At 69.6% G+C, this 16,231-nt stretch carries 16 protein-coding genes; 10 read left to right on the forward strand and 6 right to left on the reverse strand.

What is annotated here, in order from left to right:
* Positions 1–6: 6 nt before the first annotated feature.
* The 3 genes from G6N07_RS00200 to G6N07_RS00210 are packed head-to-tail and all read left to right on the forward strand — an operon-like array spanning position 7 to position 2,629.
* Positions 7–972 (forward strand): AAA family ATPase, encoded by a 966-nt coding sequence (locus G6N07_RS00200; protein WP_085192669.1) that lies wholly within the window; start codon positions 7–9, stop codon positions 970–972.
* On the forward strand, positions 969–2,198 hold the full coding sequence (locus tag G6N07_RS00205; RefSeq protein ID WP_085192670.1) for a DUF58 domain-containing protein: 1,230 nt from the start codon (positions 969–971) through the stop codon (positions 2,196–2,198). The genes G6N07_RS00200 and G6N07_RS00205 overlap by 4 nt, the downstream gene beginning before the upstream one ends.
* A 53-nt stretch (positions 2,199–2,251) precedes the next feature.
* A complete protein-coding gene (locus tag G6N07_RS00210) occupies positions 2,252–2,629 on the forward strand; it encodes a hypothetical protein (RefSeq protein WP_085192728.1) in 378 nt (125 codons plus the stop codon).
* On the opposite strand, the gene G6N07_RS00215 is transcribed toward G6N07_RS00210, so the two are convergent.
* Positions 2,626–4,608: a M13 family metallopeptidase gene (locus G6N07_RS00215; RefSeq protein ID WP_085192729.1), complete on the reverse strand. Its 1,983-nt coding sequence runs from the start codon at positions 4,606–4,608 to the stop codon at positions 2,626–2,628. The two genes, G6N07_RS00210 and G6N07_RS00215, sit on opposite strands and share 4 nt — an antisense overlap.
* Before the next feature lie 40 nt (positions 4,609–4,648).
* Between G6N07_RS00215 and G6N07_RS00220 the strand changes: the two genes are divergently transcribed.
* Both G6N07_RS00220 and G6N07_RS00225 read left to right on the forward strand, forming a co-directional pair.
* Positions 4,649–5,263, forward strand: coding sequence for an Rv1363c family protein (locus G6N07_RS00220; RefSeq protein ID WP_085192671.1), 615 nt, complete (start codon positions 4,649–4,651; stop codon positions 5,261–5,263).
* Positions 5,260–5,949 (forward strand): hypothetical protein, encoded by a 690-nt coding sequence (locus G6N07_RS00225; RefSeq protein WP_085192672.1) that lies wholly within the window; start codon positions 5,260–5,262, stop codon positions 5,947–5,949. Before G6N07_RS00220 ends, G6N07_RS00225 begins: the two co-directional genes overlap by 4 nt.
* A 10-nt stretch (positions 5,950–5,959) precedes the next feature.
* On the opposite strand, the gene G6N07_RS00230 is transcribed toward G6N07_RS00225, so the two are convergent.
* From G6N07_RS00230 to G6N07_RS00240, 3 genes are read right to left on the reverse strand one after another with little or no spacing between them, the layout of a single operon-like run.
* Positions 5,960–6,388 carry a CoA-binding protein gene (locus G6N07_RS00230; RefSeq protein WP_085192673.1) on the reverse strand — a complete coding sequence of 143 codons (429 nt, stop codon included), beginning with the start codon at positions 6,386–6,388 and terminating at the stop codon, positions 5,960–5,962.
* Between the two features lie 41 nt (positions 6,389–6,429).
* Positions 6,430–6,960: a transcriptional regulator gene (locus G6N07_RS00235; protein ID WP_085192674.1), complete on the reverse strand. Its 531-nt coding sequence runs from the start codon at positions 6,958–6,960 to the stop codon at positions 6,430–6,432.
* On the reverse strand, positions 6,957–9,914 hold the full coding sequence (locus tag G6N07_RS00240; RefSeq protein ID WP_085192675.1) for an MMPL family transporter: 2,958 nt from the start codon (positions 9,912–9,914) through the stop codon (positions 6,957–6,959). The genes G6N07_RS00235 and G6N07_RS00240 overlap by 4 nt, the downstream gene beginning before the upstream one ends.
* 293 nt (positions 9,915–10,207) lie before the next feature.
* Between G6N07_RS00240 and G6N07_RS00245 the strand changes: the two genes are divergently transcribed.
* The 4 genes from G6N07_RS00245 to G6N07_RS00260 all read left to right on the forward strand — a co-directional run bounded on the left by G6N07_RS00245 (position 10,208) and on the right by G6N07_RS00260 (position 13,360).
* A complete protein-coding gene (locus G6N07_RS00245; RefSeq protein ID WP_085192676.1) occupies positions 10,208–10,702 on the forward strand; it encodes a hemophore in 495 nt (164 codons plus the stop codon).
* A 135-nt stretch (positions 10,703–10,837) separates the two neighbouring features.
* Positions 10,838–11,260 (forward strand): heme-binding protein, encoded by a 423-nt coding sequence (locus tag G6N07_RS00250; RefSeq protein ID WP_085192730.1) that lies wholly within the window; start codon positions 10,838–10,840, stop codon positions 11,258–11,260.
* A gap of 89 nt (positions 11,261–11,349) precedes the next feature.
* Positions 11,350–12,018 carry a response regulator transcription factor gene (locus G6N07_RS00255; protein WP_179960009.1) on the forward strand — a complete coding sequence of 223 codons (669 nt, stop codon included), beginning with the start codon at positions 11,350–11,352 and terminating at the stop codon, positions 12,016–12,018.
* A 4-nt stretch (positions 12,019–12,022) separates the two neighbouring features.
* On the forward strand, positions 12,023–13,360 hold the full coding sequence (locus tag G6N07_RS00260) for a sensor histidine kinase (protein ID WP_085192678.1): 1,338 nt from the start codon (positions 12,023–12,025) through the stop codon (positions 13,358–13,360).
* Here the strand turns inward: G6N07_RS00260 and G6N07_RS00265 are convergent.
* Both G6N07_RS00265 and G6N07_RS00270 read right to left on the reverse strand, forming a co-directional pair.
* Positions 13,348–13,731: a DUF3054 domain-containing protein gene (locus G6N07_RS00265; RefSeq protein WP_085192679.1), complete on the reverse strand. Its 384-nt coding sequence runs from the start codon at positions 13,729–13,731 to the stop codon at positions 13,348–13,350. The two genes, G6N07_RS00260 and G6N07_RS00265, sit on opposite strands and share 13 nt — an antisense overlap.
* A gap of 38 nt (positions 13,732–13,769) precedes the next feature.
* On the reverse strand, positions 13,770–14,951 hold the full coding sequence (locus G6N07_RS00270) for a lysylphosphatidylglycerol synthase transmembrane domain-containing protein (RefSeq protein ID WP_085192680.1): 1,182 nt from the start codon (positions 14,949–14,951) through the stop codon (positions 13,770–13,772).
* Between the two features lie 96 nt (positions 14,952–15,047).
* Between G6N07_RS00270 and G6N07_RS00275 the strand changes: the two genes are divergently transcribed.
* Positions 15,048–16,193, forward strand: a complete 1,146-nt coding sequence (locus G6N07_RS00275) for an AI-2E family transporter (protein ID WP_085192681.1) — start codon at positions 15,048–15,050, stop codon at positions 16,191–16,193.
* Positions 16,194–16,231 lie beyond the last annotated feature (38 nt).

Consider the following 16,231-nt stretch of genomic DNA (forward strand, 5'->3'; position numbering starts at 1 on the left):
AGGATCATGAACATGCCGGTGGCGACGACCACGGCCCACTGCGAATCGGTCCTCGACTCGATCGGCTCAGTGGTCGTCGGTAAGCGCCGCGCGCTCGCGCTGATCCTGACCGCCGTGCTGGCCCGCGGCCACATCCTCATCGAGGACCTGCCGGGGCTGGGTAAGACCCTGATCGCCAGGTCCTTCGCCGCCGCACTCGGCCTGCAGTTCACCCGGGTGCAGTTCACCCCCGACCTGCTGCCCGCCGATCTGCTCGGCTCGACCATCTACGACATGCATTCGGGACGTTTCGAGTTCCGCAAGGGTCCGGTCTTCACCAACCTACTGCTCGCCGACGAGATCAACCGCACACCGCCGAAGACCCAGGCCGCCCTGCTGGAGGCGATGGCCGAACGGCAGGTCAGTATCGACGGCATCACCCATCCGCTGCCCGCACCGTTCCTGGTGCTGGCCACCGACAATCCGATCGAATACGAGGGGACCTACCCGCTTCCGGAGGCGCAACTGGACCGCTTCGCCGTCCGCCTCGAACTGCGCTACCTGTCCGGACCCGACGAGGTGACGATGTTGCGGCGCCGGCTGGACCGCGGTTCGGCTGAGCCGACGGTGCAGCGCGTGGTCGACGGTGACGAGTTGCTGGCCATGCAGGAGTCGGTGGAACAGGTGACGGTTCACCAGGACGTCCTCCAGTACGTGGTGTCGCTGGCGACGGCGTCGCGGCAGCACCCACAGATCGCGGTCGGGGTGAGTCCGCGCGCCGAACTCGACCTCGTCCAGCTCGCCCGCGCCCGCGCCTTGCTGGCCGGACGCGATTTCGTGATCCCCGAGGACGTCAAGTCGCTGGCCGTCCCGGCACTGGCACACCGGATCAGCCTGCGCCCGGAGATGTGGGTCCGGCGGGTGCAGGGCGCCGACGTGATCGACGAACTCCTGCGCCGCCTGCCGGTGCCGCGCACCGGGAACACCCCGTGAGCGGCGAGGTGCAATTGCGCTGGCGTGCATCGTCGTTGACGCGGGCGCTGGCGACGTGCGCGGCGGTCGGACTGGCGTCGGCGCTGTTCACCATGCGGTGGGAGCTGGTGGCGTTCGCCGCCCCGCTGCTCGGCGTGCTGTGTTCGGTCGGCTGGCAACCCCGTCCGCCGGGCGTCCGGGTGGGCAGCAGTTCACCGCTGCAGCGGTGCTTCGAGTCCGAACCGTCCACCGTGCAGATCTGGGCTGTGGCCGACGACGGCAGCGACGTCACGCTGACACCGTCCACCCTCGACGGGGCGGACCTCGCCACCACGGCGGACGGCACCGGTTTGACGGTGGCGCTGACGGCTGCGCGGTGGGGCCGCTATCCGGTGCGCGCACATGTGCGCGTGACCGGCCGGGGCGGACTGCTCGAGGGAAGGGGATCCCTCGACGCCGCGCACGTGTGCGTGTTCCCGCTCGCCCCACCGCACTCGGTCACCGTCCCGCGCACCGACCTGCTCGACCGGCTGGGCACCCACCTCACCCGCCACCTCGGTCCCGGGGTCGAATACGCCGACATCCGCGGATACGTGCCCGGAGACCAGTTGCGCACGGTGAACTGGCCGGTCAGCGCCCGGCGCCGCAGCCTGCACGTCACGCAGCGGTTGACCGACCGGTCCGCCGACGTCGTGGTCCTCGCCGACACCTACGCGCAGCCGCCCGGACCGGCCACCGCGGCGACCGAGCGGATCGCCCGCGGTGCGGTTCAGGTGGTGCAGAGCGCGCTGCGCTACGGCGACCGCGCCGGACTGGTCACCCTCGGCAGTCGGCGGACCCGATGGCTGGCCGCCGACATCGGCCAGCGGCAGTTCTACCGCATCCTCGACGTCCTGCTGGTGGCCGGGGACACCGCGGTCACCGCAGGCACTCTCGCGCCGCAGGCGGCGGTCCCGCCGGGGGCGATCGTCGTGGCGTTCTCCACGATGCTGGAGACCGAGTTCGCGCTCGCACTGATCGACCTCCGCAAAAGAGGGCACACCGTGATCGCCGTCGACGTCCTCGACGGCAGTCCCCTCGACGGCGAGCACGATCCGCTGATCGACCGGATGTGGGCGTTGCAGCGCTCGTTCATGTACCGCGACATGGGGACGATTCGCGTGGACGTGGTGTCGTGGCCCGCCGATGCCACGCTGGACCAGGTGATGGCGCTGACCCGCACCCGATCCTCCAGGGCGCGACGGTGAAGACGTTTTCGCCCCTGGTGTTCGGGGTGGTGCCCCTGGTGTTCGGGGTGGTGATGGTGGGGGCGGTGGCCTATCGCGCCGACGGACCCGCGATCGTGGCCGCGGCGGCGGCGCTGGTGGCGGTGGCGGTGTCGGTGCGGTGGCCGACCGCGGCGGTCATCGCTGTGCTGCTCACGGTCGCGGCCGTCGTGCTCGCCCGCAGTGCGCCGATGCCGACCGCGCTGGCAGGTTTGGCCGCGGCCGCCTATCTCGTGCTGCGGCACAACGACGGCCGCGCCACCCCGCCGACCATGGTCGCGGCGGTCGCGTTCGCCATCACCGCGACGGCGGTGGTTGCGCTGCCGACCGACATCCCGTGGTTGCCGCTGGCGGCGCCGGTCGCGCTGCTGGCCGGCTACGTGCTGACGTTGCGGCCGTTTCGCAATCGCTAGTTCCAGATGCGGACACGCCGCTCGGGTTCCAGGTACAGCGCATCGTCCGCGCCGACCCCGAACGCCTCGTAGAACGCGTCGATGTTGCGGACGACGCCGTTGCAGCGGAACTCCGGTGGTGAGTGCGGATCGGTGGCCAACCGCCGAATCGCCTCTGCTGCGCGGTATTTCGTACGCCACACCTGCGCCCAGCCGAAGAACACCCGCTGCACGCCGGTCAGCCCGTCGATCACCGGTGCGGGCCGGCCCTTCAGTGACAGTTCGTAGGCCAACAGCGCGATCGACAGGCCGCCAAGGTCGCCGATGTTCTCGCCGACCGTGAACGCCCCATTGACGTGCGCGTCGTGGTGGCCGCTGAGTTCGCGCGGCGTGTACTGCTCGTACTGTTCGATCAGCGCCTTGGTGCGGGCGCCGAACTCGGTGCGGTCGGCGTCGGTCCACCAGTCGACCAGATTGCCGTCCCCGTCGTACTTGGCGCCCTGATCGTCGAAACCGTGGCCGATCTCGTGGCCGATGACGGCGCCGATCCCCCCGTAGTTGGCGGCGTCGTCGGCGTCGGCGTCGAAGAACGGCGGCTGCAGAATCGCCGCGGGGAAAACGATCTCGTTCATCCCCGGGTTGTAGTACGCGTTGACCGTCTGAGGGGTCATGAACCATTCGTCGCGGTCCACCGGACCACCGAGCTTCTGCACCTCCCGGTCCGAAGCCAACCGATAGCCGCTCAGGTAGTTGCCGTAGAGGTCGTCGCGGCGGATGACCAGCTGCGAGTAGTCCTTCCAGCGCGTCGGATAGCCGATCTTCGGGGTGAACTTGTCCAGCTTGGCCAGCGCCTTCTCGCGGGTCTCCGGTGTCATCCACTCCAGCCCTTCGATGCTCACCCGGTAGGCCTCGCGCAGGTTGGCGACCAATTCGTCTATGCGCGCCTTGGCATTCGGCGGGAAGTGCCGCTGCACGTAAAGTTTGCCGAGCGCCTCACCCATCAGGTTCTCCACCACCGAGACCGCGCGCTTCCAGCGGTCGCGGATCTGCTCGGTGCCCGACAGGAGGCGGCCGTAGAACGCGAAGTCCTCCCTGACCAGTTCGTCGGTCAGCAGGAATGCGCGGGCGTGGATCACCCGCCACCGCAGCCAGTCCTTCCAATCCTCCAGCGGTTCACTCGACCAGGCAGCCGCGAACTCGGTGAGGTAGTCGGGCTGGCGCACCACGACCTCGGCCACCGCCTCCGGCGTCGTGCCGAGCGCCGCGACCCACCCGGCCCAGTCGAAGCCGGGCGATTCGGCGGACAGGTCGGCGAACGTGCGCAAGTTGTACGTCAGGTCGGCGTCACGGCGTTTCACCACGTCCCAGTGCGCGGCGGCGAGCTTGCTCTCCAGCGCGACGACCCGCTCGGCCGTCTGCGTGTGGTCGCCCCCGTACACCAGTGTGAACATCGCCGCGATGTGCTTGGGGTAGGCGGCGAGGACCTCGGCGTGCTGCTCGTCGCGGAAGTACGACTCGTCGGGCAGCCCGATGCCGGACTGGCTGAAGTGCAGCAGGTAGCGGGTCGAGTTCTTGGAGTCGGTGTCCACGTACACGCCCGCGCCACCGCCGACGCCGGTGCGCTGAAGGCCGCCGAGGACGGCCGCGAGGGCGTCGGGACTGTCGGCGGCGTCGACGCGCGCGAGTTCGTCGAGCAGCGGCCGGAGTCCGATCCGCGCGACCGTCGCCTCGTCGAGGAAGCTGGCGTACAGGTCGCCGATGCGCTGCTCGTCGGTGCCCTCTTCGGCGTTCGATTCGGCCGCCTCGGTGATCAGGTCGCGGATCTGCTCTTCGGCGCGGTCGTAGAGGGCGCGGAAGGCGCCGTCGGCGGCTCGGTCGGCCGGGATCTCGTACTCGGTCAGCCAGCGGCCGTTGACATACCCGAACAGGTCGTCCTGCGGGCGGGCTGCGGTGTCGAGGTAACTGAGGTCGATGCCCGATGTGATTGCTTCTACCGTCACCCCAACATGCTGCCAGACGCGCACCGGTACCCTCACGGCCATGGCCGACGAGCTCACCGACGAGCGTGCCGATGGAGCCGAATCCAACCACGACCGGGTGTTCACGGGATTCGGTATCGCCTCGGCCATACTCGCCGCCCTCACGGTGGCCGCCGTCGCGCTGGCCGCCATGATCTGGTCGGCGCACCGCGAGGACGCCGCGGAGCGGGCCTACCAGACCCGTGTGCTGCAGGCTGCCGCCGACTGGACCAGCGTGCTGGTCAACATGAACAAGGACACCGTCGACGCCAGCATGCAGCGGTTGCACGAGAACACGATCGGTGAGCTCAACGCCGATTTCGACGCCGCCGTCGAGCCGTACCGCCAGCTCGTGCAGCGGCTGCAGACCCGCACGACCGGTCAGGTCGACTCGGTGTCCATCGAATCGCTGCACCAGCCGCGGGCCGGCCCCGACGGTGGGCCGGTGCTCGCGCCGCCACCGGATCCGCAGCTGTCCGCATTCGCCTCCCGCACCGACACCGTGCTGGTGGTCGCCACGTCGATCAGCGAGAACGTCGGCAACGAGGAGCCGCAGACGGTGCGCTGGACGCTTCGCCTCGGCGTCTCCGACGTCGACGGGAAACTGATGATCTCCCGGTTGGAGCGGATCCGATGAGGAACCGGCTGCGCGTGCTGGTCTTCGACGTCCTGGCCCCCGTCGCGGCGATCGCCGGCCTGCTGTACATCGGGCTCGCGCTCGGCTGGCCGCTGTGGTGGGTGTCGGTCTGTTCGGTGCTGTGTCTGCTGATCGTGCAGGGTGTGATCGTCAACGTCGTGCTGATGCGGCGCGACGGCGTCACCGTCGGCACCGACGACGACGGGCCCGGGCTGCGGTTGGCGGTGATGGGTCTGGTGACGGTGGCGGTGGTCGCCGCCGTCGTCGCGGGGTACCAGCGTTGGACGGTGCCCGACCGGGCGTTCACCGCGGACAGCGCCGAGGTGGTGCGCATCGCCAGCAGCGTCTCGGAGGCGACGGCGACGTTCTCGCCGCAGAGCCCCACCGCCTCCATCGACCGCGCCGCGGCGCAGATGGTGCCCGAGCGCGTCCAGGCGTTCAAGGACGAGTTCGCCGGGGCGGCCGAGGAGTTGACGAACAAGAACGTCTCCGCACAGGCCGGCACGGTGTCGGCCGGTGTGGAAGCGATCGGGCCCCAGGCCGCCAGCGTGGCGGTGGTGCTGCGCGCCACGCAGAGCTTTCCGGGCCAGCCGGTCGACCATGCGGTGCTCGCGCTGCGGGTCACGCTGGCGAAGACCGACGGGCGCTGGATGGTCGACGCCGTCACCCCGATCCACGCCCGATGACCCGAAATCGCTACCGGAGCCGGGCGTAGTCCACCTTCAGGCAGCGGTCCATCACCACCTGCAGGCCGGCCGCGACGCCGTCACGCGCGATCTGCTCGTCCCACAGTCCCTGCTGCAGCCACAGCGTCTTCGCCCCGACCGCGATGGCGTCGCGCAGCACTGACGGCAACTCGCTCTGGCGCCGGAACACGTCCACCATGTCGGGGACGACGGGCAGCTCGGCCAGCGACGGATACACCGGGGTGCCGGCGATCTCGCTGACCGTCGGGTTCACCAGGTAGAGCTGGTAGTGGCTGGCCGAGCGCAGGTAGTCCCACACCCCGTAGCTCGGGCGCATCGGGTTCGCGGAGGCGCCCACCACCGCGACCGTGCGGGTCGCGCGCATGATGCGCCGCAAATCGTCGTGCTCCGGTTCGGTCCACTCAGCGGTCTCGGTCATGCCTCGAGCATTCCCGGTTGTCGCCGCACCGACGCAGTGTGTCAGCGGCGGTTGTCGGCGCGTTGCGCGCGGATCTTGGCAAAGCGCTCCGACAGCCGGCCCATCCGGATCATCAACGACGCCGACGGGCTGACCTCACCGTCGATGTAGCTCTGGAATTCGTCGACGGCGACACCGATGCGCGATGCGAACTCCGGGGCGCCCAGCCCGGACCGGTTGAGCAGCAGTTGCACGTGGTGGCCGACTTCGGTGCGCTCGGCGGCCGCCAGCTGGTCTCGGGTCTGCGCCAGCACCTCCGCCAGCGCCTTGGACACTCCGTAGGGCTTCGCCTTGGCGAGGACCTCCTCGACCTGGCGTGCCGTGCGGCCGTAGGGGTCCCGCTTGATCGCGGTGACGATGCGCTGCCAGACCGTGAGGTCGTCGGTTTCGAGGGCGTCGCGGATAGCCGCGGTCGACCAGAACTCCACGGGCCGGTCGTCGATCGACGCCCGCCGGGACGCCGCCGTCAGCGGACGGGTCTCGGCGGAAGCAGCGTCGCGACGGGTCCCCCGCGCGTCGCTCGCCAACGTCACCTCGCCTCCTCGAGCATCGCCACGGCCACCGACAGGCATCGCTGCCTGACCAGTGCCCAGTCGGACTCCGCGTCCGCGTCCCAGATCGCGGCGTCGTGCTCATCGGACGGCCGCGGATCGGCCAGGCGGCGCACCAACTGGGTGGCCACCCATTGCTTTTCCGGCTGCTGCCCACAGTAATACCGGTCCATCCCGGACAGCACTATTGCGGCCGTTTGAGTTTCCATCGACTCCACCAGATCGGCGAACTCCGCGTAGTCGCGACTGCTGTTGCGGCACATGATGAGGTAGCTCTTCAAGCGCAGGGTCTCCGCGCCCGTCGGGATCTGCAGCCGGTCACCGGTCGGCAACTGGACGTTGGTGGTCTCCACCGGGCTCTGCCGCTCCACCGGAGCCTGCTCGGTCTCGGCCTCGGTCTCCAGCGCGTCGAGCGCCACCGAGAGCCGGCCGCGCCACAGCGTGACCGGATGCACCGGCAACATCGAGCGCACCGTCGAGCCCCTGCTGGTGTCGATCACACCGTCGGCGTGGCCGTTCCGGCTGCGGCGCCCGGGAGTGCGCAACCGGACTGTCTGGTCCCCGCCGTTGCGGGCCACCATCGGCTCTTTGATCGGCTGGCAGCCGCTGAAGGCCAGCGGGTCGGCCACGGTGACGGTCTTCGGCGCCAGATTCTTCATCCGCGCAGCCGATTTCACCATGCCTCGCAGGTCGGCGCCGGACGGTCCGAGCGCCGAGAGGTCGTCGGGAATGACGACCAGGTCGTCGATCTGCACCTTGGGCAGCGGCTTCTCGAAATCCACCGACGGCAGCAGCCGGTCCAGCCACTTGGGCAGCCACCAGTTCCACTGGTCGAACATCACCATCAGCGCAGGCACCAGAACCAGCCGCACGATCGTGGCGTCGACGGCGATCGCCACCGCGCACGCCACGCCGAGCTGGGCGACCAGCGGCATCCCCGCGAACGCGAAGCCGATGAACACCGCGATCATGATCAGTGCGGCGCTGGTGATGGTGCGGGCGCTGGTGCTCACGCCGTAGGCCACCGCGTCGCGGGTGTTGCCGGTCTGTAGGAAGCGTTCCCGGATACGGGTCAGCAGGAAGATCTCATAGTCCATCGACAGGCCGAACGTCATCGCCAGCACCAGCGGCGGGATCGTGCTGTCCAGCGACGGGATGGGTTCGAAGCCCAGTGCTTCGAGCCATCCCCACTGGAACACGGCAACGAGGCTGCCGTAGGCGGCGGCGACCGACAGCACGGTCATCAGCACACCCTTGAGGGCGAGGACCACCGACCGGATCGAGACCAGCAACATCAGGAACGCGATGAGCGCGACGAACCCGAACACCAGCGGCTGCGTCGCCGACACCCGGTCGTCGAAGTCCTTGATCAGCGCGGTCGGCCCACCGACGTCGACCGAGACGTTCGGCCCGGCGGTCGCCGGCAGGTTGGCCCGCATCCAGTCGACGGTCTCGCGGGCACCCTCGTCCTCGGGGTCGACGGTCAGCACTGCCGACAGCAGCGCGCTGCGGTAGTCGTCCCCGAACCCGGCGGGCGAGACCGTGGCGACGTTGGGTGCCTCGGACATCCTGGCCCGCACCGCCTCCAGCGTGGGCTCTCTGGCCGCGGCCGATGCAGCGCCGGATTCGGCCGGGCCGTCGGGGAAAGTCACCAACACCCGGACCGGGCCGAGGGCACCGGGGCCCAGCGCCTCCGCCGCGGCGTTGACGCCGCCGCGCACCTCGTGGGTGGGCTCGAACTGGCGCTGCATGCTGTTGCCGAGCTCCATCGCGAACGCCGGCGCGGCCATGCACAGCAGGACCACCGTCGTCGTCGCCGCCGCCACCCACGGCCTGCGCATCACCGACCCGGTCCAGCGCGTCCAGAACCGGGACTGGGTGGTGTCGGGGCGACGCGAGAAGTGCAGGTACGACGAGCGTTTGGCGGCGGCCCGCCCGAACGTCGCCAGCACCGCGGGGGTCAGGGTCGTTGAGGTGAGCACCGCGACCGCGACCGCGAGGATCGCGCCGGTCGCCATCGACGTCAGCACGGGGGTGTTGATCAGGTAGATGCCCGTGACCGAGGCGATCACGGTCACACCCGACAGCAGCACCGCCAACCCCGAGGTAGCCATCGCCGCATCTGCGGCCTGCTGGGCGTCGCGGCCTGCGCGCAGTTCCTCTCGGAACCGCATCAAGATGAACAACGAGTAGTCGACGGCCAGTGCGATCCCGAACATCGACACCGTCGAGGCGACGAACACCGACATCGTGGTGATCGTCGACAGCAGGTAGACCAGTCCCATCGTCACGGCCACCGTGCATACGCCGAGCAGCAGCGGCATCGCCGCAGCCGCGAACGACCCGAACACGGCGAGCAGGACGATCAGCACGATCGGCAGGTTCCACTGTTCGGCCTGGGCGATGTCGGTCTTGATCGCCTCTGAGGCCGCCGCGCCGAGCGCGCCCTGGCCGATCACGTACATCTTGATCTTGCCGTCGCGGAACTCACCCGGGTCTTCGCCGTCGATGCCGACCCGAGTGCGCAGGTCTTTGGCGACGTCGGTGGCGCCCGTGTTGTCGAAGTCCAGCGACAGGGTGATCACGTACGGCCGGTCGGGCTGCGGCGCCGGTTGCTGGGGAGTGGGGGAGATCTTGACGCTGGGCACTTCGGTGGCGATCTGTTCGAGGTGCGCAACGGCGGCGTTCATGTCGTCGTACGAGGCGTCGGCGCGCGGTGCGGCCACCAGTGCCAGCGGTGATGCGCCCTGGTCAGGGAAGTGGTCCTCGATTTGGTACTGCACGTGCAGCGACTGCGACCCCTCGACCTCGAAACCACCACCGGTCAGGTTCGACGAGTGGTTCAGCGCGAGGTAGATCGAGGGCACCAGCAGGAGCACCCAGGCGCCGAAGACCGCCCAGCGGAATCTGCGCAGGGTGCCGCTCAAGCGCATCATGAACTGCTGGATGGTGTCTCCCGAATATCTTCCCGGCGTTCGCGGCCTGCTGAGCGAGAGCGTACCGCAGCGTGCGGTAGGCTACCGGCCCTCAGCCCAGCTGCGAGCAAGCTGTGACCAAAGCCTTCGACCTGCTCTGATACCGATCTCGCGCCGCACCTTCCCGGTGTTACACGGGCCGCTCGGGCGGCTGGTCGGATTGGCGGGTGCCGTCACGCGGATGGCACGATGGCCGACGACTGTCCGAAGCGTCGGACCACCTACAGCGACGTCGGAATCTTCTCAGGAGTGCCATGCGATCGATCGCCCTGCGCCGAAGCGTCTTCACCGCATGCGCCGTCACCGTCGCCGGCGGTGTCGCGACCGCCGCGTTGACCATGCCCGCGACACCGGCGACCGCGGCGCCGGATCCGTGTGCGGCCAGCCAGGTGGCGAAGACCGTCGCGGCTGTGGCCACCAACACCTCCAACTATCTTGCCGCCAATCCGGAGACCGATCAGGCGCTGACCACCATCGCCCAGCAGCAGCCCGGTCCGGCGTCGCTCGTCTCACTCAAGGTGTTTCTCGATGCCAACCCTAAGGTCGGTTCGGACCTGCAGAAGCTGCAGCAGCCGCTGACGAACCTGTCCGGGCGGTGCAAGCTGCCGGTCACCATCCCGCAGGTGCTCGGCCTGACGCAGGCCGCGCAGCAGAGCGGCGCGGCGCCGGCCGCGCAGCAGAGCGGCGCGGCGCCGGCCGCGGTGTCACCGGTGTCGGGATCGCCGGCCGCCGCAAGGACCCACCGCTGATCGCGCGCCCGGCCGAATCGGACTTTTTTCCTGCTCTTTGTGGGTAGGCAGGAAACTCGGCCCGGATTCTGATTAGCTGTGCTGTGCCGCCAACCATCGTGGTTCCGGCTCTCAGATAGATGAAGGAGCATGTCCATGTTGCTTCCTGCCCGTACCGCACGACGTGCGGTAGCTGGTGCGGCCGGCGTCGGCGCGATTGCCGGTGCGATGTTGTTCGGCGCGGTCCCCGCGATGTTGTTCGGCGCGGTCCCCGCGATGGCCCAGCCGGCGCCTCCGCCGCCGCGGCCGCCGAACTGCACCGCCGCCGACCTGGCCGGTGTCGCCGCCGGAGTTTCCGCGTCCACGTCGGCGTACCTGTTCACCCACCCGCCGGTGAACGACTTCTTCACCAGCCTCGAGGGCCAGCCGCGGGATCAGATCCGGCCCCAGGTCGAGCAGTACCTCAACGCCAACCCACAGGTGAAGGCCGAGCTGACCGGCATCCGTCAGCCCCTGGTGGACCTGAAGAACCGGTGCGGCACGGCGACGCCGCCTGAAGACGACATCGACAACCCGTAGTCGGCGTGCGGGCCGGATCCGGGGAGCAGCCCGAACACACCGAGCAGCCCGAACACACCGCGCACGACACCCCCGGTCGTACGGTGCTGATGGTCGACGACGACCCCGATGTCCGCACGTCCGTCGCGCGCGGGCTGCGGCATTCGGGGTTCGACGTACGCGTCGCCGCGAACGGTAAGGAAGCGCTGCGGCTGCTGTCGGCCGAATCGCACGACGCCCTGGTGCTCGACGTGCAGATGCCGGAGCTTGACGGTGTCGCCGTGGTGACCGCGCTGCGTGCTCTCGGTAACGACATCCCCATCTGTGTCCTCTCGGCGCGCGACACCGTCAACGACCGCATCGCCGGGCTCGAGGCGGGTGCCGACGACTACCTCACCAAACCGTTCGATCTCGGCGAGTTGGTGGCCCGGCTGCATGCGCTGCTGCGTCGGGCTCACCACTCCGACCGCCCGTCGGACACCATGACGATCGGGCCGCTGGCCATCGACACCGCGCGCCGCCTGGTGTTCGTCGACGGGGAGCGGGTCGACCTGACCAAACGCGAGTTCGACCTGCTCGCCGTACTCGCCGAGAACAACGGTGTGGTGCTCTCGCGCCAGCGGCTGCTCGAACTGGTCTGGGGTTACGACTTCGACGTCGACACCAACGTCGCCGACGTGTTCATCTCTTACCTTCGGCGCAAGCTGGAGCGCGATGGTCTGCCACGGGTGATCCACACCGTCCGCGGGATCGGATACGTGCTGCGGGACGAGCCCTGACGTCGTGTGGCTGCCCCGTGTCTTCCGCTCGGCGTCGCTGCGCACCCGGGTCGCCGTGGCGTCCGCAGCCGCGGCGTCGGCCGTCGTAGCGGCCTTCACGATCCTCACCTCGGTTGTCCTGGCCAACAACGACGCCGCTCAACTCGACCGCCGGCTCGATTCGATCGTCGATGCCAGCATGTACCCGGAGCAGCTGCAGGACCCCCGACGCGGAGTGCTCACCACGGGGCGTGACCGCTCCACCGGGCAGGTGGTGTTCCAGCGCGGGTTTCAGTTGCCGCCACTACCGCCCGGCACCGAGACCGTCGAGGTCAACGGCGTGGACTACCGGGTGCGCACCCTCGTCGTCGACCAGGAGGCCGGGGTGCTGGTGTCTATCGGCATCCGCGCCGACAGCATCCTGCTCAGCCGCGGCCGCATCCCGCAGTACGTGCTGGTCGGCGCTGTGACCGTGCTGATCGCCGGTGGCCTGGGCTGGGTGCTCGCCGGGCCTGCGATCCGTCCGTTGCGCAAGCTCACCGAGCAGACCTCCAAGCTCGGGAAGGGCACCGACGAGATGCCCGAAGTGCGCGGTGTCCGGGAGGCCGAGGAACTCTCCGAGGCGATGTCGGCGATGCTGCGCCGACTGGCGGCGGCACAGCAGGCCACCACCAACTCGCTGCAGGCCGCGCAGGACTTCGCCGCCAACGCCGCCCACGAACTGCGCACGCCGCTGACCGCGATGCGCGCCGACCTGGATACCCTGCGGATTCACGATCTGCCCGCCGACGAACGCGACGAGGTGGTCGCCGACCTGTCCCGGGCACAGCGACGGGTCGAGGCGATCATCACCGCGCTCGGACAACTGGCGTCCGGTCAACTGGCCCAGGCCGCCGACCGCGAACCGATCGACGTCACCGACACCCTGGACCGCGTCGCGCGGGAGAACATGCGCTCGGCCCCGCGCGTCGACATCGTGGTCGACGCCGAGGATCTGGGCACAGTGCGGGGGTGGCCGGACGGTCTGCGCCTGGCCGTCGACAACCTGGTGCGCAACGCGATCACCCACGGCGGTGCCGGGCGTGTGCTGCTCACCGCGCGGCGATCCAACGGGTGGCTGACCATCGTCGTCGACGACGACGGACGCGGCCTGCCCGACGAGGAACACCAGACGGTGCTGGGCAGGTTCCGCCGCGGTAGTACCGCAGCCCCCGGCGGGTCGGGTCTGGGGCTCGCGCTCGTCGCACAGCAGGCCGAATTGCACGGCGGCACGATCGAGCTGTCCGACAGCCCGCTCGGCGGGTTGCGCGCCACCCTGACCGTGTCCACGTCACCCGGGGAGGGTGAACCTCAGCTGCGCTGAACCCGCTTGTGCCCAAACAGCTGTGCGGCGCCTCGCCAGCCGAGTAGCAGCAGCGCGGTGACCAGTGACGCCACGACGACGAAGCTGACCGCGACGCCCTGGCCGCTCAGCCTGCGCAGCGCCATGCCGACCGCGACCGTGCACACCCACACCAGCACCCCCGTCGGGGCCAGCGACAGCGGCCGCCGCCATGCACGCCCGGCCAGCCATCCGACGGCGGTGCCGGCGAGGAACGGCCATGAGGTCTCGGCGATGCCGGCCACCGTCAAGCCCTCGGCGTGGCTGCGTCGCCCGATCGTGCAGAACGCCACGACGCAGACGAGATCGGCCAACAGTGCGAGTGCGGTGGTGCGGCGGTCGACGGTCGGCATAGCTCAACACTTCCAGAAGTGTCGGGTTGGCATCGTTTTCACTCCGGGTCCGCACAGCTGGTCCGCGATGGCCTGGTCCGCGATGGCCTGGTCGGCGATGGCCTAGTCCGCGATGGCCCGGTACCGGGCGGCTCAGGTGCGCCGCGCCCATCCCTGATCGGCACGTCGGGGTCGATGTCCTTCTCGGCGCGGAACATGAAGAAGAACACCACCCAGCCGATGGCGGCGAGGAAGATCCAGCTGACGAGCCGGTAGATGAGCATGGCCGAGATGGCGGCGGCGAGCGTCATCCCGCTCGACACCAGGCCGGGGACCAGCACCGCCTCCACCACCAGCAGCCCGCCGGGCATCAGCGGGATGGTGCCGACCGCGCGGGCAGCCGCGTAGGCCACGGTCAGACCGGCCAGCGACGGCTGACCGCCCGCGGCGTAACACGCGAACGCCAGGCAGGCGACGTCGGCAATCCAGTTGAACAGCGACCACCCGAACGCCATGCCGAGATCCCGGCGGCCCAACTGCACCGACTCCAGCTGAGCCAACAGCTCCCGCCACTTCGCCAAGCCGGTGTCGACGGGTTTGTTGCGCACCGAGTTGAACCGCGCCAGCAGCCGCGCGCCGATGCCGTCGATCAGTTCCGGACGGCTCGCGACGGCCTGAGCGAGTACCAGCAGCGTCGCGAAGCCACCGAGCGTGAAGATCAACGACAGCGGATTCTCGCTGGCGCCCAGCATGAATGCGCCCCCGAGGCCCAGCAGCGCCAGGCCGACGCCCTGCAGCACGCCCGACATCACCAGCTGCCATGAGGCCACCACGGGGCTCGCCCCCCACAGCCGCTGCTGCCGGTAGAGGAACGTCGCGGACAGCACCGGACCGCCGGGCATGGTGGTGCTCAGCGCATTGCCCGCGTAGTACGCCGCCTCCGAGCGCCACTGCCGCAGCTGCACGCCTGCCGAGCGCAGCAGGGTGCGCTGGATCTGGGCGAAGCTGTGCATGGAGGCGAGCGACGCGACGACCGCGGCGAGCACCCACCACCAGTTCGCGGAGACGAGGCTGTTCCACGCCTTGGCCAGCTGATCCCAGACCAGCACCACTTCGACGCTGAGCACGGCGACCGCGGTGGCGATCATCGCCCAGCGGACCCACCAGTACTTACCGCGGGTGGATCCGTCGGGTTCGGCCCGTCCTCGCTTGGCGTCGTCCGCCGTCGCGTCGTGGGACACGCCCTACAGAGTAACGGTGCGCATGCATCGATCCGCCCGCTCACACGGGCGCGCCGTCACCGGGGCGCGGGCTGTGACGGCGGCTACGCTCGTCGCATGTCAGACGGTGTGTTCCTGGAGGACCGGTCGGTTTCGCCGCTCGTCCGCAAGGCGGCCGCCTGGTCGTGGCGCCTGCTGATCATCTTCGGCGCGCTCGTCACGGCGCTGTGGGTGGTGAGGCAGCTGGAGATCATCGTCGTGCCGGTGGCACTGGCCACCATGCTCGCGGCGATGCTGATGCCGGCCGTCGACTTCCTCGACCGCCGCGGCGCGCCACGCAGCGGCGCGGTGGCGTTGGTACTGCTCAGCGGTATCGCGGTGGTCGGCGGCATCCTCACCTTCGTCGTCAGTCAGTTCATCGAAGGTATGCCCGCGCTGGGCGAACAGGTCACCCGCAGCATCGACGAGCTGCGGCGCTGGCTCGTCGCGGGTCCGCTCAACCTGAGCCGGGAGCAGATCGACAACGCCGGCAACGCGGCGATCGAGGCGGTGCAGAGCAACCAGGAGCGGCTGACCAGCGGCGCACTGTCCACGGCGGGCACCATCACCGAGATCCTCACCGGTGCGCTGCTGGTCCTGTTCACGCTGATCTTCCTGCTGCACGGCGGCCGCAACATCTTCGGATTCGTCACGAAGATCTTCCCTCCGGACGTGCGCGACCGGGTCCGCGGGGCGGGCCGCGCCGGGTTCCACTCGTTGATCGGATACGTGCGCGCCACGTTCCTCGTCGCACTCGTCGACGCGGTGGGCATCGGTACGGGTTTGGCGATCATGGGTGTGCCGCTGGCCTTGCCGTTGGCGTCGCTGGTGTTCCTCGGTGCATTCGTCCCGCTGGTCGGCGCCGTGGTCACCGGCTTCCTCGCGGTCATCGTCGCGCTGCTGACCAAGGGCGTGGTGTACGCACTGATCACCCTCGCCCTGATTCTGGCGGTCCAGCAACTCGAGGGACACGTGCTGCAGCCGCTGGTGATGGGCCGCGCGGTGTCCATCCATCCGCTGGCCGTGGTGCTGGCCATCGCGGGCGGTGCCGTGCTCGCCGGTGTCGTCGGCGCGCTGCTCGCGGTGCCCGCGGTGGCGTTCCTCAACAGCGCCGTCCGGGTGCTGCTGGCCCGCGACCAGGAGGCCGAGGTGGAAAGCCTGGAGGCCGACGGCGGGCCGCGGATCCAAGCGGAGCCAGACGACGTCGAGGCGAAGGCCGACTGACCACGACCGCGACTACGGCTTTCGCCACGCTCGCCGAG

It is taken from the genome of Mycolicibacterium doricum (genome assembly GCF_010728155.1).
GTDB lineage: Bacteria > Actinomycetota > Actinomycetes > Mycobacteriales > Mycobacteriaceae > Mycobacterium > Mycobacterium doricum.